The organism is Mesorhizobium sp. L2C066B000 (assembly GCF_000502335.1).
Classification (GTDB): Bacteria; Pseudomonadota; Alphaproteobacteria; order Rhizobiales; family Rhizobiaceae; genus Mesorhizobium.
In genome coordinates this window covers 390,168-415,091 of record NZ_AYWZ01000001.1, presented here as the reverse complement: position 1 = coordinate 415,091, position 24,924 = coordinate 390,168, and the positions used below count along the sequence as shown (strand labels likewise).

19 protein-coding genes are annotated in these 24,924 nt (G+C 60.5%); 11 read left to right on the top strand and 8 right to left on the bottom strand.

Going from position 1 to position 24,924, the window contains the following annotated elements; translation table 11 throughout:
- Positions 1-59: 59 nt before the first annotated feature.
- Genes X733_RS163800 through X733_RS163825 form a run of 6 tightly spaced genes read left to right on the top strand, consistent with a single transcriptional unit; the run spans position 60 to position 6,126 of the window.
- Complete coding sequence (locus X733_RS163800) at positions 60-1,115, top strand: ABC transporter substrate-binding protein (protein ID WP_023696855.1); 1,056 nt, start codon at positions 60-62, stop codon at positions 1,113-1,115.
- Positions 1,116-1,146: 31 nt separating this feature from the next.
- Positions 1,147-2,346 carry an ABC transporter permease gene (locus X733_RS163805; RefSeq protein ID WP_023817327.1) on the top strand — a complete coding sequence of 400 codons (1,200 nt, stop codon included), beginning with the start codon at positions 1,147-1,149 and terminating at the stop codon, positions 2,344-2,346.
- The gene (locus tag X733_RS163810) at positions 2,343-3,152 is read left to right on the top strand and encodes an ABC transporter permease (protein ID WP_050588602.1); all 810 of its coding nucleotides are present in this window, start codon (positions 2,343-2,345) and stop codon (positions 3,150-3,152) included. The genes X733_RS163805 and X733_RS163810 overlap by 4 nt, the downstream gene beginning before the upstream one ends.
- Positions 3,149-4,327 carry a M20 aminoacylase family protein gene (locus X733_RS163815; protein WP_023817325.1) on the top strand — a complete coding sequence of 393 codons (1,179 nt, stop codon included), beginning with the start codon at positions 3,149-3,151 and terminating at the stop codon, positions 4,325-4,327. The genes X733_RS163810 and X733_RS163815 overlap by 4 nt, the downstream gene beginning before the upstream one ends.
- The gene (locus X733_RS163820) at positions 4,327-5,760 is read left to right on the top strand and encodes an FAD-binding oxidoreductase (RefSeq protein WP_023711041.1); all 1,434 of its coding nucleotides are present in this window, start codon (positions 4,327-4,329) and stop codon (positions 5,758-5,760) included. The genes X733_RS163815 and X733_RS163820 overlap by 1 nt, the downstream gene beginning before the upstream one ends.
- A gap of 3 nt (positions 5,761-5,763) precedes the next feature.
- Positions 5,764-6,126 carry an AraC family ligand binding domain-containing protein gene (locus X733_RS163825; RefSeq protein ID WP_023711040.1) on the top strand — a complete coding sequence of 121 codons (363 nt, stop codon included), beginning with the start codon at positions 5,764-5,766 and terminating at the stop codon, positions 6,124-6,126.
- Between the two features lie 486 nt (positions 6,127-6,612).
- Here X733_RS163825 and X733_RS163830 read toward each other — a convergent pair whose 3' ends face one another.
- From X733_RS163830 to X733_RS163840, 3 genes are all read right to left on the bottom strand, one after another.
- The gene (locus X733_RS163830) at positions 6,613-7,767 is read right to left on the bottom strand and encodes a GNAT family N-acetyltransferase (protein ID WP_023696861.1); all 1,155 of its coding nucleotides are present in this window, start codon (positions 7,765-7,767) and stop codon (positions 6,613-6,615) included.
- Entirely contained in the window at positions 7,764-8,756 is a 993-nt protein-coding gene (locus X733_RS163835) for a sterol desaturase family protein (protein WP_023686296.1), read from the bottom strand. The genes X733_RS163830 and X733_RS163835 overlap by 4 nt, the downstream gene beginning before the upstream one ends.
- A gap of 203 nt (positions 8,757-8,959) precedes the next feature.
- Positions 8,960-10,966: a heparinase II/III-family protein gene (locus tag X733_RS163840; protein ID WP_023671805.1), complete on the bottom strand. Its 2,007-nt coding sequence runs from the start codon at positions 10,964-10,966 to the stop codon at positions 8,960-8,962.
- 16 nt (positions 10,967-10,982) lie between these two features.
- Here X733_RS163840 and X733_RS163845 point away from each other — a divergent pair, with 16 nt between their 5' ends.
- A complete protein-coding gene (locus tag X733_RS163845) occupies positions 10,983-12,224 on the top strand; it encodes a cellulase family glycosylhydrolase (protein WP_031192949.1) in 1,242 nt (413 codons plus the stop codon).
- Positions 12,225-12,446: 222 nt separating this feature from the next.
- Positions 12,447-14,336: an asparagine synthase (glutamine-hydrolyzing) gene (asnB, locus tag X733_RS163850; protein WP_023703936.1), complete on the top strand. Its 1,890-nt coding sequence runs from the start codon at positions 12,447-12,449 to the stop codon at positions 14,334-14,336.
- Between the two features lie 18 nt (positions 14,337-14,354).
- On the opposite strand, the gene X733_RS163855 is transcribed toward asnB, so the two are convergent.
- Positions 14,355-15,473 carry a glycosyltransferase family 4 protein gene (locus X733_RS163855; RefSeq protein ID WP_023671802.1) on the bottom strand — a complete coding sequence of 373 codons (1,119 nt, stop codon included), beginning with the start codon at positions 15,471-15,473 and terminating at the stop codon, positions 14,355-14,357.
- 168 nt (positions 15,474-15,641) lie between these two features.
- Here X733_RS163855 and X733_RS163860 point away from each other — a divergent pair, with 168 nt between their 5' ends.
- Complete coding sequence (locus X733_RS163860) at positions 15,642-17,081, top strand: polysaccharide biosynthesis C-terminal domain-containing protein (protein WP_023817324.1); 1,440 nt, start codon at positions 15,642-15,644, stop codon at positions 17,079-17,081.
- A gap of 40 nt (positions 17,082-17,121) precedes the next feature.
- Here X733_RS163860 and X733_RS163865 read toward each other — a convergent pair whose 3' ends face one another.
- Genes X733_RS163865 through wecB form a run of 3 tightly spaced genes read right to left on the bottom strand, consistent with a single transcriptional unit; the run spans position 17,122 to position 20,406 of the window.
- Positions 17,122-17,925: a WecB/TagA/CpsF family glycosyltransferase gene (locus X733_RS163865; RefSeq protein ID WP_023725122.1), complete on the bottom strand. Its 804-nt coding sequence runs from the start codon at positions 17,923-17,925 to the stop codon at positions 17,122-17,124.
- A complete protein-coding gene (wecC, locus tag X733_RS163870) occupies positions 17,922-19,259 on the bottom strand; it encodes a UDP-N-acetyl-D-mannosamine dehydrogenase (protein ID WP_023686301.1) in 1,338 nt (445 codons plus the stop codon). The genes X733_RS163865 and wecC overlap by 4 nt, the downstream gene beginning before the upstream one ends.
- Positions 19,252-20,406, bottom strand: a complete 1,155-nt coding sequence (wecB, locus tag X733_RS163875) for a UDP-N-acetylglucosamine 2-epimerase (non-hydrolyzing) (protein ID WP_023817323.1) — start codon at positions 20,404-20,406, stop codon at positions 19,252-19,254. Before wecB ends, wecC begins: the two co-directional genes overlap by 8 nt.
- 666 nt (positions 20,407-21,072) lie before the next feature.
- Between wecB and X733_RS0133775 the strand changes: the two genes are divergently transcribed.
- On the top strand, positions 21,073-22,056 hold the full coding sequence (locus tag X733_RS0133775) for a hypothetical protein (RefSeq protein ID WP_245260948.1): 984 nt from the start codon (positions 21,073-21,075) through the stop codon (positions 22,054-22,056).
- Positions 22,057-22,098: 42 nt separating this feature from the next.
- Here the strand turns inward: X733_RS0133775 and X733_RS27665 are convergent, their stop codons facing one another.
- On the bottom strand, positions 22,099-23,202 hold the full coding sequence (locus X733_RS27665) for an acyltransferase (protein ID WP_196813675.1): 1,104 nt from the start codon (positions 23,200-23,202) through the stop codon (positions 22,099-22,101).
- 379 nt (positions 23,203-23,581) lie between these two features.
- On the opposite strand from X733_RS27665, the gene X733_RS163885 reads away from it, so the two are divergent.
- Positions 23,582-24,844, top strand: a complete 1,263-nt coding sequence (locus tag X733_RS163885; protein ID WP_023817321.1) for a VpsF family polysaccharide biosynthesis protein — start codon at positions 23,582-23,584, stop codon at positions 24,842-24,844.
- The last annotated feature ends 80 nt before the right edge of the window (positions 24,845-24,924 follow it).

The window sequence follows — 24,924 nt, the reverse complement described above, 5'->3', positions numbered from 1 at the left end:
CAATCCATTTTGCGTTTGAAATTTGATCAAATCTACAATGGTAAGAAAGGGGAACTGCGATGAGGACTTATCTGCAAGCCGTATCTGCCGCCGCGATCTGCCTCGCGACCTCCACTTTTGCCGCGTCCGCGGCCGATCCCGTCACGGTGGTCGGCTGGGGTGGTACATGGGACAAGGCCTACAAGGATGGAGTCTGGGACAAGTATACCGAAAAGACGGGCGTCCCGATCATCATGGAAGAGTGGGGCGGCGAGGTCGCCAAGGTGCGTGCCCAGGTGCAGGCGGGCAACATTACCTACGACGTCGTCTCGGTGGAAGCGCCCGCCATGGAAGTCGGCTGCGCCGAAGGCCTGTTCGTCCCGCTGACGCCCGAGATCACCGGCGACGCGGCGAATTATCTCCCAGGCACCCTGCATGAATGCGGTGTCGCGTCCGACACATGGGCAACGGTTCTTGCCTACAACACGGATGTCTATAAGGGCGACGCCGCGCCAAAGAGTTGGGCGGACTTCTGGAACGTCGAGAAATTTCCAGGAAAGCGCGGCCTCTACCAGCAAGCGCAGTTCACACTGGAAAATGCGCTGATGGCCGACGGCGTGAAACGCGAGGACATGTACAAGGTGCTGGCCACGCCGGAAGGCGTCGACCGGGCTTTCGCCATGCTCGACAAGATCAAGCCGAACGTCGTCTGGTGGTCCACCACGACGCAGGGCATCCAGAACCTGGACAGCGGCGAAGTGACGCTCAGCGACGCGTTCAATGCACGCATCACCAACGAAGCCATCAACGAGAAGAAGCCTTACGCCATCGCATGGGACGCCGGCTTCTTCTACGGCACCGACTACTGGGCCGTGGTGAAGGGCGCACCGCACCAGCAAGGCGGGCTGGATCTCCTCAAGTGGTTCTCCATCCCTGAAAATCAGGCCGGCTTCTCCAAGCTCTATGCCTATGGCACCGGTCGCAAGGAAGCCGCCGACCTCATTCCCGCGGACTGGAAGGCCAACCTGCCGACGTCGCCGGAGCACCTCCAGTACGGCGCCGCCTATGACAACGACTTCTGGACCGAGCACAAGGAAGCGCTGGAAGAACGCTTCAAGGCCTGGCTCGCGAAGTAACTTGGGCATGCTGGTCGGGACAAAACCGGCTATGAAGCGACGCCAACGGGGCGGCATGCTCGCCCTGTTGGCGGCTCCGCTTATATTATTCGTCGTCATTCTGTTTCTGTGGCCGCTGGCGCGCTTCCTGGCTCTGGCCGTCGACAACTCGGATTTCTCGAACAACCTGCCGCGCACCATTGCCGCTCTGGCCGGCTGGAAAGCAGAGAGCGGCCTGCCTGGCGAACCCGTCTTTGCAGCACTCGTCGAGGACCTGGCCGACGCGCGGCGCGCCGGGAAGGAAGGCGTCCTGGCGCAACTCGTGAACCAGCGCGTTGTCGGTAGCCGTTTCCTCGTCATCAAGACGGCAAAGGATGCGGCCGACGGCAAGCTCGGCATGCGCCCCGTGCGCGACGAGGTGCTCGCCAAACAGGCCGGCTGGAAAAACATCGATCTCTGGCAGGTCATAGCGCGTCAGCAAAGCGCGCGAACGGACTATTATCTGCTTGCGAGCCTCGACCTGAAGCGCGGCGCGGACAATTCGATCGAAGCCGTTTCGGCCGACCGCGCCATCTTCGTCGACGCGCTGCTGCGTACGATCTGGATCAGCATGGTGGTGACGGTCATCTGCGCGGTGCTCGCCGTGCCGCTGGCGCAGGCGATCGTCAGCGCGCCGCCTGCCTGGTCGAAGCTGATGTTCGCGCTGATCCTGTTTCCGCTCTGGACATCGCTGCTGGTGCGCACCGTCATCTGGATCATCGTGCTGCAGAAGAACGGTCCCGTGAATTCCACACTGCTCGGATTGGGTATCGTCAGCGAACCCCTCGACCTCATCTACACCCGCTTTTCGCTGTACCTGGCGATGGTTCAGGTTCTGCTGCCCATGATGGTCCTCTCCGTCGTCGCCGTCATGCGGCGGGTTCCGACCACCTACATGCGCGCGGCGCTGTCGTTGGGTGCGCCGTGGCTCACGGCGTGGCGCCGCGTGCAGTTGCCGTTGATCCTGCCCGGGATCCTGTCCGGCGGGGCGATCGTTTTTGTCTTCGCGCTCGGCTATTACATCACCCCGACGCTTGTCGGCGGGCCGACAGACCAGATGATCTCCAGCTACATAGCCTTCTACACCAACAGCACGCTGAACTGGGGCATGGGCGCAGCGCTTTCCCTGCAACTGCTGATGATCCTCGTATTGTTTGCGTTCCTGTTCTGGACGGCATCCGTCCTCTTCCGCAGCAAGGCGCATGTCGCATGAGCGCCGACCGCTTCCGGAAATGGCTGATGTATGCCTATGCGGCGACGTTGCTGGCTTTCATCATCCTGCCCCTGCTGATCGTGGTCCCCATGTCGCTGACCTCGAGCAATTCGCTGGCATTTCCAACGCCGGGCTGGTCGCTGCGCTGGTATGCCGAACTGTGGGTCGACCAGCGCTGGCCGAACGCGCTGTGGAACTCGGTCGTCATCGGGCTATCCACCACGGTTCTGGCTTTGCTGCTCGGCATACCGGCGGCGATCGGGCTCGCCTGGGGCGATTTTGCCGGCAAGCGAATCCTCTACGCAATAATCGCCGCGCCTTTGGTGACGCCGGTCGTCATCGTCGGCGTCGCGGCCTTTTCATTCTTCGCCACGCTGGGACTCGTTGGCAACAAGCTATCGATCATTCTGGTGCATACGGCGATGGCCGTTCCTGTGATGCTGACGACCGTCGTCGCCAGCCTTTCGACCTTCGACCGGACGCTGGTTCGTGCGGCGGCATCGCTCGGCGCCGGCACCATGCGCACCTTCTTCAAGGTGGTGCTGCCGCTGATAGCGCCGGGCGTCGTTACAGGGGCCATCATCGCCTTCATCATTTCTTTCGACGAAGTCGTCGTCGCAAGCTTCCTCTCGACGGGCGCGGAGCGAACCTTGCCCCGCATGATATTCTCCGGGGTTCGCGAGTCCATCAGCCCTGCCATCGCGGCCGTCGCCGTGCTGCTGATCGCTTTCTCGGCGATCCTGCTTGGGGTCATCGCCATCCTGCAGAGCCGTTCGCAAACTCTCCGCGCAGAGGCATCGGCATGAAACTGGTTCCGTCGGTGCAGCAACTCGAGACCGAGATGACGGCGTGGCGGCGGCATCTCCATGCCAATCCCGAGCTCGGTTTCGAAGAGTTCGAGACGGCGCGTTTCGTGGCGGACAAACTGCGCGCGTGGGGCATCGAGACGACCGAAGGCGTCGGACGCACAGGTGTCGTCGGCACGCTCAGGGGCAGGCTCGGCGCTGGTCGCAGCCTTGGCATCCGCGCCGACATGGATGCCCTGCCGATGACTGAGGCACGGCCGCTGGCGCATGCGTCCCGCACCCCCGGGCGGATGCATGGCTGCGGCCATGACGGCCATACCACTATGCTGCTCGGCGCAGCCTCGGCGCTTGTTCGCTCGCCCGACTTCGCCGGCACGGTGCATTTCATCTTCCAGCCGGCCGAGGAGGGTCGAGGTGGGGCGCTTGCCATGCTGAACGAGGGCCTTTTCGAGCGTTTCCCCTGCGATGAAGTCTACGCGCTGCACAATTGCGAACGGCCGCTCGGCGAGATCGCCGTCCACCGCGGAACGGTGGCCGCGGCGGCCGATCGCTTCGAGATCGTCGTCTACGGAAGGGGCGGCCATGCGGCGATGCCGCATCTGGCGATCAATCCACTCCCCATCGCCGCGCGCATCCTGCTGGCAATCGAAGCCCTGCCCGGCCGCGTCACCGATGTGCATTCTCCCGCAATCGTCACCGTTGGCAGCCTGCGCGCAGGCGAAGCCTTCAACACCATCCCCGATACGGCGTTTCTGACCGGCACCGTGCGCACCTTCGACCACCAGATTCAAAAGACGCTGGAGACGGCAATCCGCCGCATCGCGAAAAACGAAGCTGAAGCTTTTGGCGCCGGCGTCGACATCCGCTACGAAACGCCCTTCGCACCGACGATAAACACTGCGGCGCAAGCCGACGCGATGATCGCGATTGTGAACGAAGTGATGGGACCGGCAAGTCTCGTCATCGATCCGCCTCCCGAGATGGGTTCTGAAGATTTCTGCTACATGCTGGAACAGCGGCCCGGCTGCTATTTCCTGCTCGGCCAGGCCGACGATGCGCACCAGGCCGCGGCTCACGACACCAACTACGATTTCAACGACGCAATCCTGCCGATTGGCGCGAGCCTTTGGGTCAGGCTCGTGGAGCGCCGCCTATCAGCCAGAGGCGCATCGTGATGCAACTGACGGAAAAGGACATCGTCTGGCGAAGCCATTGGCTGCGGCAGGCCCTGCCCGAGGACCCAGACCTTGCGCCTCCGCTCGAAGAGGCGACCCAGGCTGACATCTGCATCGTCGGCGGCGGCTATCTGGGCTTGTGGACCGCTATACGCCTCAAGGAGCACAATCCCGCCTTCGATGTTGTCATCGTCGAGCGTGACATTTGCGGCGGTGGCCCGAGCGGCCGCAACTCCGGCATGGTGCTCTCGGCATGGACGAAATACAGCGCGCTCGCCGCGCTGCGCGACGGAAACGATGCACTTTCGATCATCAAGGCATCCGAAGCCGCAATCGGCGGCATCGAGGCTTTCTGCAAGGCCGAGGGAATAGACAGCTGGTTTGATCGGATCGGCTGGATCTGGGGTGCGACGTGCGAAGCCCAGCTTGGCGCCTGGGACGACGCGTTGAACAAGCTGGCGGCGCATGGCTACGTGCCGGCGCGACGAGTTTCGCGCGACGAGATCGCAGCGATGGCCGGCACGACGAGCCACCTCGGCGGCGCGTTCGATGCGTCGTCGGCAACCGTGCATCCCGGTTTCCTCGTGCGCGGCCTGCGCCGGGCAGCACTAACACGCGGCGTGCGCATCTATGAAAAGTCGCCGATGACGCGGTTTTCGCGCGACGGCACGCTCAAGGTGGAGACGGGGAGAGGCACTGTGTCTTGCGGCAAGATCGTGCTTGCCATGAATGCATGGTCCGGCGCCATTCGAGAACTGGCGCCGGCAATCTTCAACATCTCCAGCGACGACGCCATGTCAAAACCCATTCCAGACCTTCTCGACAAGATTGGCTACCGCCGCGCGCCGCTGATGATCGATTCCCGCGTTTTCGTCGGCGGTTGGTCACCGACGCGCGATGGTCGGCTGTCTGTCGGCGTCAGTGGGGGCGTCATCGGCCTCGGCGGCATCGTCGACAGGCGGTTTCATGGTCTATCGCCACGGGTCGCCGACATGCGCCGCGCGTTGCGGGACGGTCACCCGGCGCTCGCCGACTTTCCGCTCGATACATCATGGAACGGCCCGATCGATCGGACCGTCAGCGGCGTGCCACTGTTCGGCGCCCTGCCCGCCAACCGCGACATCGTCTACGGCTACGGCTTCTCCGGCAACGGCACGACGATGGCCTATCTCGGCGGCAAGATCCTGGCCGGCCTGTTGACCGGCGGCGAATCCGAGCTCACCCATTCGGCGCTCGTGCGCCCAGTGACGCGAGGCTTCCCATCCGAACCATTCCGGTTCGTCGGCGCGCATTTCGTTCGCGGCGCGGTGCGGCGGCGCGACGATCTCGAACATGCCGGCCGAAAACCCGACCTCTTGACCAGATGGCTCGCGGGACTGGCCCCGTCCGGCGTCACCCCTTCGAAAGCCAACCTCCGCGCAAGGAAAGGATAAACGGTGTCCAAGGCCAAGATCTTCAAGCGCAGCGAATTGACCCTGAAGCCGTCCATCACACCGACCGGCACATCCTCGATTGCCCGCGTCATCAATGCCGATATCAGTCGGACCATGGGCGGCGGCATCGAGTATCTCGAGAACGCCTCGATCGACTGGACCGTGACCTACGACGAGGTGCTGTTCATCCACGAGGGCACCCTGACGATCGAACTCGACGACGGTCGCCATGAGTGCAATCCCGGCGATATCGTCTGGCTGCCAAACGGCACCCACCTGAAATACATCGCCACCGAGCGTACCGGCTATTTCTATTGCCTTTACCCGTTCGACTGGGCAGCGCGGCAGGGAACGGCAGAACCCTGAACTGACCGGCACTCCTTTTCCATGCGTTGGCCATCCGCAGCGCAGTTCCGAACCCGGGGCGTCCACCGCGCATGTCTGGCGGCAGATTGCAGCGACACAGCTCAGCCGCAGCACCTAAGCAGGAACCGGTAGTTCGACGAGTGGGGGGAAAGGCGGTAGCGCTCTCCCGCTACCAGCCTACCTTAAGCTACTGAAATTATAGAAAAAACGCCGACCTATGGTAGGCGCCCTGTCCGAAAAAATCTTCAATGATTTTCAGGACCTAGCCTGCTACCGTTGTGACGCCAACGAACGTGTTGCGACGCTTCGCAGACAACAAACTGTGCCTCGAGAGACGTGATTTGCGGGAATTGGCTGAAGTCTCCACCTGCGGACCCATTCGGTCCCGATTCCGAGGCGTAATCGACGCGGATTTTCGAATGGCGCGCCCATGTCGCACGCCAGCCCTCAACGCTCGGCGGCTTATGCCCAAGTTATCCAGCTAAATTAAGCAGTCTCATCGGGCGGGCGCTCTGGATTCGCCGACGCCAATCCGCGTGAGCGTACGCGGATCGTCTGACAGATACGATCAGCGAGAGAAGCGAGCGCGCCCTGCACAGTGCGTGCCCCAAGAACGGATTGGAGGGTAACGGCCTGTGTTGCAAACCTATGTTTGAAGGCCTCTCCGCCACAGAGGAAATCGACCAATCCCAAGCCGTGATCAAACGACCACTGTATATACTCCGTAATCAGGACCGCACCCGGCGACGCTCGGCTAAAGTCAGGGTCGTAGGTGGTAACGAATGCCATCATGACGTTGTGCTGGACGATGTTGATGGAAACCGCGACCATCGCACCATTGCATTCAAGTACGAAAATGCGCAGCACACCGGCGCGTGACAGCGCGTCCACCAGGGCGGCAAGAACCGGCTCGCCCTCTTCGAAAAGGTCGGATTCACGCGTGTGCTTTTCCAGCCATCTGCGCTTCAGCGCCGACAGTCGCTCCAGCAATGGCTGCAGCGGCTCGTCAGCCGACAGGAGGCGGAATTTCACTTCGCCTGTTTCTTCCAGTATCTTGATGCCGCGCCGATAGTTCTGGCGCATCTTTTTCGGCTGGTCCGCCAGCCATGCTGCTCCGCTGGCCCACTGTCCAGCGACGCGATAACTGACTTCCTCCCGGTGATTGGCGCGAAGCTTGACGCCGCTGGAAGAGCCCGGTGTAAAAATCCTGCGGGCTGCCGCATCCGGCGACAGACGATTGATAAAAGCAAGATCGAAGCCACCCGCCGAACAGATCCGGTTCCAGAGGTTCTGGAGGGCCGATAGGGAGCATTCCGGCGCGACAAGAATATCACCATAGTCCGTATAGCTATTGGCGGCCCATTCGAGGAGCCGAAGTCCTTTTCGTCTGCCGATCGCCAGGGGAATGACAGCGACCAGCCTGTCATCGCTCCATACCAGGCCGATCCGCAGCGAGCGCCGGTCGCGGTCGCGCACGGTGCTCCACCATGCCGAAACCCAGGCATGGCTCTGAAAGATCAGTGCATGGGTACGATGCCATAGGTCTACCCATTCGGCTTCGATGGCGGCCAGGCGATCCGTCGAACTGACGATTTCCAGTCGCTCCGCACCAACAGCGTCAATCGAAGCCATTTTGTTCATGGTTGGAGACGGTCCTGCGGCTGCGCGACATCGATGCGCTTTTGAAAAAGTCGCATGATATGGTTTGCCATTTTCTTGAGCGGCAGCACGTAAAGTCCGAAAAGCGACTGATAGTCGCGTACGTCGCGATCTATCAGTCCAAACTTGAGGTCTTCGTCCGGATCCGGGATGAACTGCGTTCCGAATATGCGATCCCAGAATGAAAAAAGCAGCCCGAAATTCTTGTCGTAGTGGCGAGGGTCGACACTGTGATGCACCTGGTGCCAGTGCGGACACAAGATGACGCCGTTCAACCGGCCGAAGGAAATCTTCAGATGCGTGTGGCGAACAAAGTCCATCATGAGAATGTTGCGAATGACATAGACGTTGATGCCAAATATGGCGATCTCGACCGGATCAAGCGCAATCAGGCTCCACAAGCCGAAACTGATCCCCGGTATGACGCCGTCCCAGATCCGGTTCATCAGATCGTCCAGGGGGTGAACCCGGTCCTTGGTGATCCCAACCATCACTTCGGCCGAATGATGCACCTTGTGCAATTCCCACAGGAACGGGAAACGGTGCTGGGCAACGTGATATAGGTAGTAGGAGATATCGTAAGCAACGAGCATGGTTGCGGTGAAGAGGATGATCGTCACTGGGCCGGCGGGGCCGGGTATCAGCGGTTGCGAGATGCTGAAGAGCCAGCCGACTGCCTGGTTTGTTGCATATCCCGTGGCGGCAACGAAGGTGACACCGGCGGGAATGAGCAGGAAGGGCATCACCAGCCTTTTCGTGATCCAGAACAATGCGTCCGCTCGCGCCGATGGGTGCATGATGACTTCCGCGGGAAAGGCGAAGTCGAAAAAGTCCCGGAAGGATTTCTGTTCGACCGTTCGCCAGTAGGCGACCACCGCGCTCCCCAGCGCCGTGAGCAACAGGAGACCGAGTGTCAGCAGATCGATGTGTGAGAGTTTTTCCACGATCACTCTGGCGAATTCCGAAAACATCGATGCAGTGGCTCCTAGGTGGTGAAATGGTGATCCGGCTCGTCGCGAAGCACATATTGCCAGGCCTATCATATGCTGCCCGCAACTGTGTATCGGGATGCGACTGGCAGAACAATCATGGCCAAATTAGCAGATCAACGGTGTCAAAACCGCTAAATATCTGAACGTAATTAATGTCGAACGCTGCGCCTGCAACCTGCCCGTTATCGGGTCTGCGGCGGACTTGGCGCGAGCCGGATGACTACTCCCTTTTCGCCTACTTGGCCACGCCATGCGAGGCGTTCGGCTGGCTGCCTTGCACCAAAACGCGGCGAAACCCAGCCGCCCTGGCCCGGTGTGTCGCCGCCGGAACGGATGTGGATCGCTGCGTCTGGAAAGTGGATAGTCATCAAAGGTTCAGCGCCGCGCAATATCGTGACAATGTTTCCATCCCTGTTGGCGTGGAGGTCGGCGGCGAGTTGGAAGACGATCTCAGCGACGCGGCTGCCGCCGAGCAGTTGGTCGGTCACGAGGATGCCGTCGCCATCGCGTGTCACGGCGCGTTGATGCACAACGCCGAAGCGGCCTTTGTACCCGTCATGTCGGGCACACAGCCTCCAGTGCGGCCCCGGCTCGCTCTCCACCAATGTCGCAACCGCCTTGTGCGACCAGTTGAACGCCCCGGAGATGATGCTTTGGCTTTTACCCTCTAGGTTCAGCGTGTTGTGCGCCGGCGTCGAGCGGAACCAGTCGCGCCAGCCTCCCCCCGAACCATAGAGCCATGTGCCGGGGTCGACCAGCACCGGATCGCCGTCAATGCACAGGGTGAGCGACAGCGCGTCGGCATGACCGTGCGCCGCTATCGAAAGGTAGCCCAGCGGGCCGTGGTCGTATGTCAGATGGACGTTGCGACCATTCATCTCGCCGCGCCAGACGGAGAGCCCGCCTTGCGTGAATGTATGCAATCCATTCGGCACCGGCGCCGGCCGCGGTGGCGCGCCGAAGAAAAGCGCACGAAAATCGCCAGGCTCCGGTGCGCTGCCCGGCATCCGTAGAAAACCACGGATGGCGGCCGCGACCGATCCGACATAATCGGTTTCGCCCCCCAGCGTGATCACGCGGCCTTCATCATTGTCGCCGAAGCCGCTGGTTTTCGGCGGGAGCCAGCCTGCGAAATTGGCGAAAGCGGCCAAACGCGCTTCGACGGGCTGGGGAAAAGGCAGTCCGGCCTGGCGCGCCGCCGCAGCGCACAGCAGGAAAAGTTCGGCACTGAAGGCGGCGTAGGTCGGGGTCTGCTCGGCCCCGGCGCCATCGGCCAGGATCTGTTTGAGCACCTCAGCCAGGAGCGACTCGCGAGCCACCTCGGCCCCGAAAGCCAGACCGATCAAATATTCGCCAGCCAATTCCGCGACGAGATGGTTGTTGGCGGACGAAAAACGGGAGGGAAACCGCGGCAGCCAATAGGCGCTTGCCGCCAGTATTTCACCGACTTTTTCTCGCGTCGCCGCGCCAAGCCGGTCGCCGACGAGGTCGAGCGTGACAATCAGGCTGATGGCTCGTAGCGCGACCTCGATGCCCGAGGCCCAGCCAACGCCCCGAAATGGTGGGTTGGCGAAATGCCAGCTCTCGATCGCCGCCTCGATGGCCGCACGGGATTGATCATCGCCGGTGAGAAGCAGATGGGCAGCCAGTGGCGGCAGTTGCTGCAGCCGGTTGATTTCCCAGACATATTTTACATCGCCACGGCCGGTGGCATGGCGAAAATCGATATCGAAAGTATGGGTCTTGGGGCCTGGCCAAAGCCGGCCGGTCACCGGATCAAGGCGCCAGAGCTCGGGTGGAAAGAGAGTATAGGGGTCTCGCTGTGGCCAGGTCTGCCCAAGTGCTGAAAACTGGCCCCGAAGAGTGTTTTGCGCAGCCGCCTCGATAGCTTGCCGCTGGGCTGGTGTCGCAGCGGCCGGCACAGCATTCCGCAATCCGTGCAGCACCGGGTGCAACTGCGGCGACGCATAGCGCTGCCAGCCGTTGTCGCGGCGGCGCGAAACGGTCCTCCGGCGCTGCTCGTCCAACCGATGCAATATCTCGGCCAACTCCATGCTGCGCAATCGGTTGAAATACCACCCGACCCTCATCCGCGCTCCGCCAAGATTTTGATCCTCATACACCATCCCGTCGAAAAAGCGTGTGGCGGCATCCTCTTTTCCGTTCCCGCGGTTAATATCTTCGGCCATGACGCGGAGTTTTGCGATGAGAAAAGTTGTCTACGTCATAGCGTGCGCGCTTGGCATGGCTTTGTCAGCCGAGGCGGCGCCGATCCCGCTTGAGCGCGGCGTTGGCGTCCATGAATGGCTCAACTGGTCGCCGGTGGAGAAAGATGGTTCCTACAAATGGCCGCCCTATCGCAGCGAGAAGGAATGGCTTGCGGGCGGCAGGCCGCTCACCGATTGGCCGGACGGCGACCAGTTTGGTCGCATTCGATCCATGGGCTTCGACTTTGTCCGGCTGAGTGTCGACCCTGGCCCTCTGCTTGCCAGCGAGGGCGCCAAACGACAACAGGCGCTGGACATGCTTGCCGCTGCGGTGCAGCGGGTGGTTTCAAGCGGGCTCAAGGTGGTTTTCGATCTGCATGGCGTCAGCCAGGTTCCGGCCTACAGCATGGAAATGATCCATGGCGGGGCCGACAGCGAGGGTGTTGCCCGCTATCGCAAAATGGTAGTGGCGGTGGCTGCCATGCTGATCAAAATTGGCGCCGACAAGGTCGCCCTCGAGCCCTATAACGAGCCCGCCTACTACCCTTGCGATTCAAGCGGCAGCGATGACTGGCAGCGGATCATGGCAGGCACGGTTCGCGATATTCGCGCCGTCAGCAGCGAACTCACCATCGTCGCGACCGGCGCCTGCGGCGGGAGCATCGCGGGACTGGTCAACCTGGACCCCAACTTCGACGACCCCAACGTCTATTACAGCTTCCACATGTATGATCCGCACAGCTTCACGCACCAGCGGGCCGATGACAAGAACGCTTTCTCCTCCGGCCTTCCCTGGCCTGCCGACGCCAGCACGCCCGAAGTGGTCGCCGAAACCCTCAAGGCGCAGATGGACGCCGCCGGCTTGAGCCAGATCGAAGAGGTGATGAACATGGCCTCGGCGCGTGAAACGATCGCCCGATACTTTGAGCAGAATTGGGGGCAGAGCCAGCTCGAAGCGGGTTTCCGTCAGGCGGTCGACTGGGCTGAAGCCCATGGCATAGCGAGCAGACGCCTGTTCGTGGGCGAATTCGGCGTTATCCTGATGTCTGCGGATGGCCGCATGGGAGCTTTCGATGCTGATCGCCTGCGCTATCTCATGGCAGTGCGCAGAGAGGCGGAACGCTTCGCGATGCCGTGGTCGGCCTGGGAATTCTCCAATCCTTACGGAATGAGTGTTATCCAACCCAAGGGGCCTGCGATCCCGGACCGGGAGATGTTGCGGGCACTGGGCCTGCCATAACTCGTCATCGGGTCAGGATCGGTTCGAGCGGTCTGCCTGGTTGCTGGCGATCAATCGCGTGAAACCCAAGGACTGTCGTCTCCAGTTGCAGCCGAGAGGGCCTGATCGAACCAAATCAGGCTCAGTTTTAAAATCACTCCACCGAGCAGCTATTTAATATATTCGCTGTAGATTGGTGTCCTCGATCATACGCAAACAAGGGAAAGAGGGCCAAGGGAAAGAATGTGCGGAATTGCCGGCTGGATTGGGCGCAGGGTCGAGAAGCCACAAGATCGGGCCGCCGGGATGTCGAATGCCTTGCAGCATCGTGGTCCCGATGCCGAAGGCATCGAACTCCTGGACCTGAACACAGGCGAGGACCAGTTGGCATTGGTGCATCGCCGCCTGGCGATTATTGACTTAAACGCCGATTCAAATCAGCCGATGCAGACCGAGGACGGACGGCTCCGGATTATTTTCAACGGCGAAATATACAACTACATCGAGTTGCGTGAGGAGTTGATCGGTCTCGGCCACCGTTTTCGCACACGCTCCGACACGGAAGTGCTGCTCAGGGCTTATGACCAGTGGCGCCTGGCCATGTTCGACCGATTGAGCGGGATGTTCGCTTTTGCGCTGTGGGACGCTCAACGGCGCGAATTGATCCTCGCTCGCGACCCCTTTGGAAAAAAACCCCTTTACCTCATGCAAGGCAGAAATTTGCTGTCGTTTGCCTCGGAGATCAGCGCGTTGTTGTCTGCGCAGCCAGATGGCCAGCAGCTCGATCTGGATGGAGTGCGCGAGTATCTGACCTGGCGTTACGTGCCTGGACCGCGGACGCTTTTCAAACAGATCCGCAAGCTCAACCCGGGAAGCTACGCTGTGTGGTCGCAAGGGGAAGTAACGGAAACGCGCTACTATGCGCCCCCGGATCAGACCGATCTGACAGCGGATATCGATCCAGGAACCGCCAAGCGGCGATTTCTGGAATTGCTCGACCGTTCTGTCGAGATCAGGATGCGCAGTGATGCGCCGTTTGGCGCCTTTCTGTCCGGGGGCCTCGACTCGTCGGCAATCGTTGCCCTGATGACCAGGCACAGCGACAACCCCATTCGTACGTTTTCGGTCGGTTTCAGCGAACAGGCTTACAGCGAGCTTCCATTCGCCCGGCGCGTCGCCGATCATTTCAAGACCGATCATTGCGAAATCGTCATCCAGGCGGATGACCTGATGAATCATCTGCCCAAGATGGTCCGCCATCGGGGGGCACCTGTTTCACAAAGTACGGACATTCCAATTTACCTGATGTCGGTTCGAGCCTCGCAGGACGTCAAGATGGTGCTTACGGGCGAAGGTGCGGACGAGATACTCGGCGGCTACCCCAAACATCGCGCAGAGTCTCTGGCGGGTGTCTACCGGTCACTTGTTCCAGCGTCGCTTCACAACAATCTCCTCGCCCCTTTGATGCGCGCATTGCCCGGCGCATCGGCCAAGTTCGATACATTTGCCCGAAGCGCGGGTGAACGGGACTTTGCCACCCGGATGATCTCCTGGTTTGGAGCCATGACGGCGCGGGAACGCGATTCGCTCCTCGGTGGGTTGGCCACTTGCGGCCATGACTGCAACGATTTCCCGTTCTCTTCGAGTGTGACGGAATCTCATCTGCGCCGTGTGTTGTTTTTTGATCAGACATCGTGGTTGCCCGACAACCTCTTGGAACGGGGCGACCGAGTGATGATGGCCGGTTCAATCGAGGGGCGAATGCCATTCCTTGATCGCGATCTGGTTTCCTTCGTCAGCCAACTGCCCGATCGTTACAGGCTGGGCTTCCTGCACAGCAAACAGATCCTGCGCGACTGCATGGCCGGCATGGTTCCCGACGAGGTCCTCAACCGCCCAAAGATCGGCTTCAAGGTGCCCGTCGCCGAATGGTTCCGCGGGCCGATGAGCGATTATGTACGGGACCATCTGTGTTCGTCCCATTCGGTCATCCGTAGCTATTTGAGCGCCAAGAAGCTGGACCAGATTGTCAGGGAGCACGCCGAGCGCGCCGCGGACCACGAAAAACTGATATGGGCGCTTTTGAACCTGGAGATATTCCACCGCGAATTCGCGCTTGGCCCGCCGCAGTGACGACAATGAAGGACAGCGTCAGCGCTTGACCGATCGCGCCTCGGACGCGACCGATCTCCAGACATCGCAGATCGCGTCGACAAACGGTGCAAGCTCAAGCCTTTCCCGGTGCACCGCCATGGCGGCGGCGCCAAGCCGCGCGCGCAGCGCCGTATCCTCGACCAGCCGAGTTAACGCCTCGGTCAACGCCGCCACATCGCCGGGCGGCACCAACAGACCGGATTGTTCGTGGGTGATGATGTCCTCGACCGCGCCAACCGGGGTGGCCACGACAGCCAGGCCGGCCGCCATGCCTTCGATCACCGACATTGGCAGATTTTCGGCGAACGAGGGGAGCACCAGAATATCGGCCGAAGCGATCAGTGATGCGACCTCGTCAGGTCCCACCCAGCCCGGAAAAGCAATACGGTCGGCAATCCCTAGAGCGACCGACCTCGCTCGTGCCGGCTCGACCTCACCATCGCCGGCGATCGTGGCACGCCAACCCCTGAGATGTTTCATCCGCTCCAGCGCCTCGCCCAACTGCGGCACGCCCTTTCGCTCGCCGATGCGGCCGAGGAACAGGATGTGCACGTGATCGCCTCCGCCGACATGCGCCAGGGAAGGAACTGCCGTGGCGTTGGGAACGATGACAATATTGCCGCCGTTCGCCGGTGCCCGGCTGGCGACGAAATCGCGCCAAAGCCCCCCCAGGACAATCACCCGGCCGGCATGCTCGAACAGAGCCCTGATACGGCGGCTCATGAAACTATGATCATCTTTCCAGAATGTCTGATACTGCGCCCCATGCAGATGAAGGACATATGGTATCGACAACAGCCTGGCGCAGGCGGCGATCATCATCTTGCGATAGGTGCTGCCGGAGACCGATATATTGATGTGAATGACGTCGGCGCGTCTGTCGAGGCGGGCCGCAAGCATCCGCGCGCAAAAACCAAGCATGTAGAAGATCGAAAGCCCGACATGTCCCGGGCCACGGCTGGAAAGAAAGCGCAGATCGATGTCGGCGATCTCTTGCCGTTCGAACTCCTGCTTCAGCGCCCCCATGATCCGGTCGATGCCGCCTTGTCCCGAAACGCCCGAGGGCGTTGCGACCAAGACATGTATTTTTCTATTGTGGGCGAGACGCTGCAACATGACACCATTTGGATTGCGGATGCCGGGTGACCGTAAAGCAAAGGTTCCAAAAAAGATTTACGACAAATCTTTTGGTTCAAACTGTATCCGTTCACCCTTTGCCGTCATCGTGCTGGAATTCCCGTCGGTCAACGATTAATCGACGGCAAATTTTCCGGGAACAACCCTTTGCTGCTCCGTTCCACACTCATCTATGGCCCAGCTATTCTGCTGACGCGGGTTTCCGCTCTGCTCCTGCTGGTCGTCATGACGCGGCTGATCGACCAGACGGAGTATGGCCTGCTGACCCTGGTGGTCACCGTGGGCGAAATGACGGATGTTGCCGTTACCAACTGGCTGCGCATTGCCTTGTTGCGGCTTGGCGGAAAAGGCGACGTCAGCCGTGGCAGCCTGATGCTTGCCGGACAGGTATTGCTTGTCACCACGGTGCTGGCCCTGATCATATCCGTGATCGCCTCGGCGGTGATCGTGCCGGAGCGCTGGATCGAATTTGCAATCGCCGTCTGCAGCTATCTGATTGCCGGCTCCATCAGCCGGTTCGCGTTGACGGTGCTGCAAATGCAGCAGCGTCATTCCCTCTATTCGATGCTTGAATATCTGCGCGGCCTGCTGCAACTCGCCTTGCCGATCGCCGCCATCCTTATCTTCCAACGCTCGTTTCTGACGGTATCGCTCGGCTCGAGCCTCGCCGTGCTGATTGCCGGCATCGTGGCGTGCGTGGTGGCATCCGGGCGCGTTATTGGCGGCCCGCCGCGCTTCACCCACCAGGAGTTTTTTGCCCTCGGCGTGCCCCTGGTCATCATGGCGCTGGTCGGTTTCGGTCTCAACAGCGCTGAACGCGTCTTCCTCAAGCTCTACTACGATGCCGGCGCGGTGGCCGTCTTCGCAGCCGCCTACGCATTGGCTCGGCAGCCGATCGATATGGTCGCCAACGCAATCAACATGGGCGCATTTCCAGAAGTGGTCAGCCGCTTCGACGAAGAGGGATCCGAGGCGTCCGGGCGGTTGTTGTCGCAACTCATGGCCTTGATGATACGCCTTTGCCTGCCGGTCGCAGCAATGCTTATCGCGCTCAGCGGCGACATCACGCGACTCCTGCTGCCCGCGGAATATCATGGTCGCTTCGGCCTGCTGTTCCCGATCATCGCCTTCAGCGTTCTTTGTGCCAATCTCACAAGCTTCGTTTATGGCGTCGTGGTGCACGCACATAAGCGGCCGTGGTTGCTGATCATCGCCAATTCCTTCGGCTCGGTGGCAACGATTTCACTGTCTTTTCTGTTGATTCCCACCATGGCGGAGGTTGGCGCGGCGTTGGCGTTGGCGGGCGGATCGCTGGCAGGTCTTGCAGCCTGCATCGTCATCGCCGAGAGGCTCACGCCGGTGCCGGTGCCCTGGCGCGACATCGCTGTCTCAATCATAATTTCTATCTGCACCGGATTGGCCGCCAGCCTCGCCAGCACTGCGCTGGGCTATATGCCGGCGATCTTTCCGCTCGCGGCGGGCGGCGTCGCCGGCGCTGCGGCTTTCCTGGGACTGACCTGGTTGTTTCACCCCGCGGCCGTGACGCATTTCATCGGCAAGCTAAGGGCACGGCTCCGGATCGCATAAATCCCGCGCTATGAGGCATGCTTGTCTGAAAGTCGCGAGCTTACGGATTGACGTTTCGGCGTCCCCGGCGAGACCAGAACTCACGCCACAGCAGCAGTGCATAGGCGGTGTTGGTATCGTAGTAGCGGCGCCACAAGCGTCGCGGCTCCTGCGCCACGCGGAACAGCCACTCCAGGCCGGCCGCCTGAACCAGTTTCGGTGCCCGGGCGACCTTTCCACCATAGACGTCGAAGCTGCCGCCCACGCCCATGACGAAACTCGGAGCGAGTACGTCGCGATAGCGCTTGAGAAAGCGCTCCTTGCTCGGCGTCGGCATCGCCACAAACAGGCAGTCGGCACCTGAAGCGTTGATGGCCTCGACGATCGCGGCCTCTTCCTCCGCCTTGAAATACCCATTGCGCCGGCCGGCAATGGCCAGGCTCGGATGATCTCTGGCAAGTCGGCTTTCAACTGCGTCGAGAATGTGCTGTTCAGCGCCCAAAAGGTAGGGGCGATAGCCACGCTTGGCGCACAGCGCAAGCAGGTTGATCATGACGTCGACGCCGGTCACACGCTCCGGCAACTCGACGCCGCAGAGCCGCGCGCCCCAAAGCACGCCTTTGCCGTCGACATTGACCATATCCGCCCCGACGACATCCTCGCGCAGTTCGGCATTCTTGCGCATGTTCACAAGCTTGGCGACGTTCACGACAACATGATGAAGCGGTCGCCGCGTCGCCATCGCCTCGTCTGCGATGGCCAGCGTCTCGGCCATGGTCAGCGCATGGATGGTCGCACCGAGAAACTCGCGGCGGCGTGATGCCAATAGAGAGTGTTGCGCCCATGCCGGGTCATGCGAGTTCATGCCGCTTCTCCGGTGCGAGCGAGAGACTGCGAGCGTTCCATTTCGGATTTCTTGCCTTCGATGCGGGCGTCGGGCTTGCGCGCCTTGCGCCAGGTCCACAGGCCCCGTGTGTCGACGAGCTTCTTGTCCTTGAGCGCTTCGGGATCGATCAGATTGAATTGTCTATGGTCGACCAGCAGGACGACGATATCGGATTGGTCAATAGCGGAAAGTGCATCGGTGAACATGACGCCGCTGCCCTCGAGCTCGTGTGGCAACTGACGCGCATTGGGCTCGGCAGCGACGATCTTGATATTGGGAATCTTGGACAGAAGCTTAACAACCTCGACAGCCGGGCTCTCGCGCATATCGTCGATATTGGGTTTGAAGCTGAGGCCAAGGCAGGCGATCGTCTGCTTGCGGGTCGGGTCGAGCAATGCCTCGATGTCCCTGACCACCGACAAGGGTCGCTCGGAATTGATGCGCCGTGCCGAACTGATCAGCCGCGTATTGTTCGGTGCGGCGTCGATGATAAAATACGGATCGATCGCAATGCAGTGGCCGCCCACGCCCGGGCTCGGCTGCAGGATGTTCACGCGAGGATGCCGGTTGGCGAGATCGATTACCTCCCAGACGTTGAGCGACAGATCCTGGCACACCGCCGCAAGCTCATTGGCGAAGGCGATATTGACATCGCGGAACGCATTTTCAGTCAGCTTAACCAGTTCCGCGCTTTCGGCCTGGGTTATGAACAGGTCGCCGGCGACGAAGCTTGAATAGAGTGCCGCTGTCCGCTCCGAAGACTTTCGGGACAGTCCGCCGATCGAGCGATCGTTGTTGATCAGCTCGGTCAGCACCTTTCCCGGCAGCACGCGCTCGGGAGAGTAGGCGACCAGGACGTCAGCTTCCTCGCCATGCGCAACGGGAAATTTGAGATCGGGTCGCAGTTCCGCGAGCAGCGCTGTCATGACACGCGTCGTACCGACCGGCGATGTTGATTCCAGCACCACCAGGTCGTCCCGTTTTAGCACCGGAGCGATGCTTCGCGCTGCCGCAAGCACGTAGCTGACATCCGGCTTGCGGTCCGGGGTGATCGGAGTTGGAACGGCGATAATATAGGCATCGGCCGGCTGAGGCGTGCTGAATGCCTTGAGCTTGCCATTGGCGACAACTTTCTGGATCAAACCATCCAGGTCCGGTTCGATGATGTGGATTTCGCCGCGGTTGACCTTCGCGACCACCGCCTCGTTGATATCGACACCGATGACATCGAGTCCGCGGCTGGCAAAAATGGCGCAGGTCGGCAGGCCGATATAGCCCATGCCGATAACGGAAACGGTTTTGATTTCAGCCATGATTCAGCAATTCCTCAACGATCCGGGTCGCAGCTTGGCCATCGCCGTATGGGTTGTGCCTCTCCGCCATGCCGCGATAGACGCTCTCATCATCGAGCAGGCTATTGGCATTGGCCAGAATTTTTTCGATATCGGTACCGACCAGCCGGGCAGTACCAGCGGCGATCCCTTCGGGTCGCTCCGTGTTTTCCCGCATCACCAGCACCGGCTTGCCGAGTGAAGGCGCCTCTTCCTGCACGCCGCCGCTGTCGGTCAACACCAGGTAGCTCTGTTTCTGCAGGTACAGGAACGGCAAATAGTCCTGCGGGTCGATCAGGTGGATGTTCGGCACCGTCCCGATTTCGGCCTCGACCACGGAGCGCACATTCGGGTTGGGATGGACCGGGTAGATGACCTGCACATCCCTGCGCGCCGACAATGCCTTCAGCGCGGTGCAGATTCTCTGGATGCCGCCATCGAAATTCTCACGGCGATGACCGGTGACGAGTATCATTTTCTTGGTCGGATCGATGAAGGGGAAACGAGCGGCGAGCTTGGCGTTCATCAACTTGTCGGCATCGATCTCGATGGAGAAATGCAGCAGCGTGTCGATCACGGTATTGCCGGTTACGAAGATGGTGTTCGCAGCCTTTCCTTCGGCGATGAGATTGTCGCGCGCCTCGGTGGTCGGCGCAAAATGCCAGGTGGCGATGTTGCCGGCAATCTTGCGGTTCAGTTCCTCCGGAAAGGGAGAGTTGATGTTGTGGCTGCGCAATCCCGCCTCGATATGGGCAACCGGAATGCGCTTGTAGAAGGCAGCTAGAGCCGCGGTCATCGCGGTGGTTGTGTCACCCTGGACGATGACGATGTCCGGCTTCGCCTTCTCCAGCACCCCCGCCATTCCGAGGAGCACGCGCGAGGTCACGTCGAACAACGTCTGACCTGGCTGCATGATGTTGAGATCGTAGTGCACCGGCAGGCCCGTCAATTCAATGACCTGATCGACCATCTCGCGATGCTGGCCCGTCACACATATTTCCGTGGTAAAGCCTGGATGGGCGAGCGCGGCGCGCGCCACCGGAAAACATTTGAGCGCCTCCGGCCTCGTGCCGAACACGATCAGCAGTTTTCGCCTTGAGGGCAATCTCGGATGTGAAACGGCGTTCATGGTTGACCCTGGTCACCGAAAGCGTGGGCGCCCGGCTGACATGTGCTTTCAGCCTAACAATAGCGCCCTGAACCGCCTTCGTATTCAAAAAAATTAACGTATGATTAACGCTAGAGTCCGCAGCCCCCCTTGGGCAACCCTTGCCAGGAACTGTGGGGAAAGATACCAGAGCAAAGCCATTTTTTGCTTTAACGAGAATAACTTGGGTTGACTAATATTTTAATCATCGGCCACGCCGTCGCATCCCGACGCTGGGAAAATGAGCTTTTCATGCGGTTGGGTGCGGCAGGTTATGTGGTCTCGAGTTGCCACGCGCCGGCGCCGGCGCCAACCGCTCGGGGGCTGGACACTGTCTTGGCGATCGAGAGCCGGCGTTTCGGTCCCTCGCTGGCGGGCCGGTCCGAGCCGTTGCCGCCCATCGATCGCGGCCCTCCGGACCTCGTCATAGATCTCACTGCCAGCGCAACGGGGCAAGACGCGCCAGTCCTGAGGCTCGAATTTTGCGGTCGCAACAGCTTTCCAGCCGGCGTTGCCGCAATGTTGGCGAGCGGACAATTGCCTGAACTTGGCGCTCGCCTCGATGGCGTTGTCGTGGCCCAGGCTAGACCGATGCTGGCAGACAGGCTCTGGCTATCTCGAAGCTGCAACGACCTGCTCGCCGGTGCCATGTCGCTGATCATGCAAACCGTCGCCCGCTTCTTTGCGGGCAAGCTTGTGCCGGTAAGCGACAACCCGGTGCCGATCCTGAAGAACGACAGTTTTGTTCGACACTATGTGCCCTTTTTTGGCAGGGCTTTGATCGATCGCGCCGTGCAAAAAATCAGGCGGGGACGACGCCCCTTTTATTGGCAGGTTGCCTATCGGGTGATCGACGGACCAGGCATCGCCGAAACCGGGCAACTCGACGGCAAACCGTTCACAGTCCTGCCGGACGATGGCCAACGCTTCTATGCCGACCCGTTCGTCTTCGAGGCCGACCGCCGCCATCATCTGTTTGTCGAGGAATTCCCCTACGCGACGAGTCGCGGCGTGATTTCCGTCGCCGAGCTCGGTGACGATGGCACTTTCGGTGTTCCAAGGGTTGTATTGGAGGAAGCGCACCACCTGTCGTATCCGCAGGTGTTCGCACACGATGGCGAGATTTTCATGATCCCCGAAAGTGGTTCGGCTCGCGAACTTGTGCTCTATCGCGCCGCGCAGTTTCCCGACCGCTGGGTCCGCGACACGGTGCTGATGGCGGACAGGGATTTCAACGACGCGACGCTGCTCGAATCCGACGGTCGCTTCTGGCTGGTTGGAACGGAGCGGTTCGGCTACGGCAGCGCGTCGGACACGATGGCGGTCTATTGCGCACCCTCGCTGCGCGGGCCATGGGTCGCCCATCCGCTCAATCCCATTGCCGTCGATCATTCGGCCACCCGGCCGGGCGGCGCCTTTATCCACCACGACGATGCCCTGGTGCTGCCGGTGCAGAACGGATCGAGGGCCTATGGCGGTGGTCTGGGGCTGATGCGGCTTGAGCGACTCGACGCGTCCGATGTCCGTTTTGCCTCGCCCCGGCCGATCGGCGCGGGTCCGGCATGGGCACGCACGGGCATTCATACGCTTAACCGCGCCGGCAATGTCGAGGTCGTGGACAGCGCGGGCTGACTGAAGCGCTGAAAGCCGTGAGCGTCCCGTTGCGTGGCCTGCTTATTTGTTCTCCGTGGCAATATGAGGAAGCGGTGTGTTTCTCGTCTTCCTTCTGCCGTTCAGGGTCTGAAGAATCGGCTTCTCGATCATCTCGTAAATCACCAGACTGACGAGGCAGGCTGCCACGATGCTGACCACCGACACCAACAATACCGTTGTCGGATGCTCGTATCCGACGGTGCGTCTGGCCAGGTACGCCACAGCGCCGATCACGAAGATATGCGACAGATAAAGCGCGTAGGAAGCGTCGCCCAACTGCTCGAGAAGGCTCCAGTGCTTGAGTTTCGGCTCCAGAATGAGGCTGAGATGAAGCAGGCCCGCCGCCCACATTGCTTGTCCCGCGAAGCTGATCTGACCCAATAGCGGCGTACCGTCATCGACGAATGAAAGCACCACGCCTGCAGCGGTCATTACGCCGAATATCCAGGCATGGCGTATGTCGGAAGTGAAATCACCGTCCAAATAGCGCCGCCCTATCCACATGCCGATTACGAATGCCACCGGAGAAGGGTTGAGATAGAACTGGATAACAGGGTTGGTGGGAGCCAGCCACAGCCCGGCTATCCACATCGCAATGAAAAAGACCGTCAGCACAAATACGCGCGAGGTCACGGACAGGAATGCGAACACCGCAAAAGCGATATAGAAAAATACCTCGTAATTGAGCGTCCAGCCGAGTGAGAGGATTGGACTGGCGCTATCCCGTCCAGGCGCTTCGTGAACAATGAAGAGGAGCGACTGAAGATAGTGGGGCCATGTAAAGACGGTCTTCTGGAAGAGACTTGGCGCGAGCGCCGCCAGAACGGCGGCGAGGCTGGTGAAAAGCCAGTAAAGGGGGATGATCCGGATTGCTCGGCGTTTCAGGAAGGTGGCAGCGGAAAACGGACCATCTCCCGTAATATGGACCATTATGAAACCGCTGATGACAAAGAACAGAACGACGCCCAGGCGGCCCGCCGTCACGATAATCAGATTGTCCACGCCAATCTGATAGGAAAAGGCGTGTGCGAACAGAACCAGCAAGGCGGCGCAGGCGCGAAGATACTGAATCGAATAGAATTTCTTCACCTTGATCTCCTGCGCTTTGCCGGCGCCTGATGCCATTGTGCCGTCCACAGGCAGCGCGTCCGGCGCCGTGCAAAGCATCGCCATCAATACGACCGGCCAATTAAGTGTGGGTTACCGAGTTCATGAAATAGCGTAAATCCGGCTGCCGATGCATGTCGCGCAAGTGCATTGCCTGCATTCGTTCCCACGCGGCGCACTTTGGTGAGATCTCAATGAGCGGTGTCCGGCTTTTCGGCAAAGCTGACATGTGGCGGCCCATGCCGGGCATCGCCGCTGTTAAGATCGGGTTATCCATATTCCTTTACGTTCGTGCAGGAAAATGTACCCGGGGGCGCGTTCGTCCCCTGCCATCTCAATCGCAAGCCGCAACGCTGGTCGGATAATCGTGAGTGTCACCCCCACAGAGCAACAGTTCGTGACCGCGCAGGCCAGCCGCCAAGACGCCCTCACGCTCCTGTTCTTTCTCCTCGTGGCCTTCGCTTTCCTGCTCCGCTCGACCATCTCGCCGCAGTTGATGAATATGGTGATGTCCTATTCGACGGAGGGGGGGTCGTTTCCCGAAAAGCTGCATATCGGGACCTATGCGATCTTTCTGCTGCTTGTCGTCATCGCCACGACCCGGCCAATTCGGCTCGAAGGCGATGAAGTCAGGCTGTTCAAGGCGACATTGTTATATTCGCTGCTGCTGTTGTGGCTGGTGCCTTATCTCTTCGTGATAGGCCGTGCCGGCTCGGCCGGCTTCATAATCGATTCCTATCTGGTCTCTTGTGCCGCGGCGATGATCATGCTTGCCCTGGGTGACCATGTGCGCAGGGCGCTTGGCAATGTCATCGTCGGCATGATTGTCCTCAGCGCCATCATCGGAACGATCGAGGCCGTCACCCAGCACCGATTCCTGCCCTATCCCCTCGTTGAGCTGGACTTTCGGCCGATCGGACTGTCGGCCCATCCGCTGGCGCTGGGCGCGCTTTGCACCACCGCCATAGGTTTCGTTGCATTGACGCGGTGGCGTATCTGGGTGTGTGCGCTTTGCATCTTCATTCTCTTCATCGGCACGGCCGCTTCGGGCGCGCGCACCGCCCTGCTGCTCGCTTGCGGCGAGATCCTGTTCCTGCTCGTGTTCCTGCCTTGGCCGGACTTGTCACCCAGACATCAACGCCAGGCCAAACTCCTGGTGCTGATGCTGACGCTGGCCGGTGGCGCCATACTGATTGCGATACTCTTTTCGGCGGGGCTGCTGAACCGCTTCAGCAATACGCTCTTTGATCAAAATTACGACGCGCGCGTCAAGATCTACGATGTATTCAAGTTCGTTGAATGGAGGGACATCCTGCTTGGCATGAATCCCAACGAGTTGTTGAAGATCGTCAACGAAAAGCTCAACCTCCCCTTCATCGAAAGCACGCCGGTCGTTCTTACGCTTTTGTTTGGCCTGCCGATCGCCCTGCTCTTCGCGTTTGCTTTCTTCCGGTTCCTTTTCAAGCTCCTGCGCAATACGCCTCGGGCCGCCCATATCGCAGCGGCCGCGTCCATCCTCGCGGCATTGTCAAACAATGCCCTTTCTTCGAAGGCGCCGGATATCATGCTGCTCGTCATCTTGTTGCTCGCTTATCGAAAGCCGGATGGGCGCCAAACCGGCACGCCCCTTCAAGGCCAACCAGCATCAACAGCGACATGACGCCAAAGCCCGTCCTTGCGGGTGCCCTCGCGACGACCTCTTGCATTTCCATTTGAAACGCCTGCACGCTTTGCCAGGCT

What these genes read in the sequence shown, in the direction of transcription:
- X733_RS163800 (WP_023696855.1), top strand. Translation starts at nt 60, where the DNA reads ATGAGGACTTATCTGCAAGCCGTATCTGCCGCCGCGATCTGCCTCGCG.
- X733_RS163805 (WP_023817327.1), top strand. Translation starts at nt 1,147, where the DNA reads ATGAAGCGACGCCAACGGGGCGGCATGCTCGCCCTGTTGGCGGCTCCG.
- X733_RS163810 (WP_050588602.1), top strand. Translation starts at nt 2,343, where the DNA reads ATGAGCGCCGACCGCTTCCGGAAATGGCTGATGTATGCCTATGCGGCG.
- X733_RS163815 (WP_023817325.1), top strand. Translation starts at nt 3,149, where the DNA reads ATGAAACTGGTTCCGTCGGTGCAGCAACTCGAGACCGAGATGACGGCG.
- X733_RS163820 (WP_023711041.1), top strand. Translation starts at nt 4,327, where the DNA reads ATGCAACTGACGGAAAAGGACATCGTCTGGCGAAGCCATTGGCTGCGG.
- X733_RS163830 (WP_023696861.1), bottom strand. Translation starts at nt 7,767, where the DNA reads ATGAACAAAATGGCTTCGATTGACGCTGTTGGTGCGGAGCGACTGGAA.
- X733_RS163835 (WP_023686296.1), bottom strand. Translation starts at nt 8,756, where the DNA reads ATGTTTTCGGAATTCGCCAGAGTGATCGTGGAAAAACTCTCACACATC.
- X733_RS163840 (WP_023671805.1), bottom strand. Translation starts at nt 10,966, where the DNA reads ATGGCCGAAGATATTAACCGCGGGAACGGAAAAGAGGATGCCGCCACA.
- X733_RS163845 (WP_031192949.1), top strand. Translation starts at nt 10,983, where the DNA reads ATGAGAAAAGTTGTCTACGTCATAGCGTGCGCGCTTGGCATGGCTTTG.
- asnB (WP_023703936.1), top strand. Translation starts at nt 12,447, where the DNA reads ATGTGCGGAATTGCCGGCTGGATTGGGCGCAGGGTCGAGAAGCCACAA.
- X733_RS163855 (WP_023671802.1), bottom strand. Translation starts at nt 15,473, where the DNA reads ATGTTGCAGCGTCTCGCCCACAATAGAAAAATACATGTCTTGGTCGCA.
- X733_RS163865 (WP_023725122.1), bottom strand. Translation starts at nt 17,925, where the DNA reads ATGAACTCGCATGACCCGGCATGGGCGCAACACTCTCTATTGGCATCA.
- wecC (WP_023686301.1), bottom strand. Translation starts at nt 19,259, where the DNA reads ATGGCTGAAATCAAAACCGTTTCCGTTATCGGCATGGGCTATATCGGC.
- wecB (WP_023817323.1), bottom strand. Translation starts at nt 20,406, where the DNA reads ATGAACGCCGTTTCACATCCGAGATTGCCCTCAAGGCGAAAACTGCTG.
- X733_RS0133775 (WP_245260948.1), top strand. Translation starts at nt 21,073, where the DNA reads ATGTCGCTGATCATGCAAACCGTCGCCCGCTTCTTTGCGGGCAAGCTT.
- X733_RS27665 (WP_196813675.1), bottom strand. Translation starts at nt 23,202, where the DNA reads ATGGCATCAGGCGCCGGCAAAGCGCAGGAGATCAAGGTGAAGAAATTC.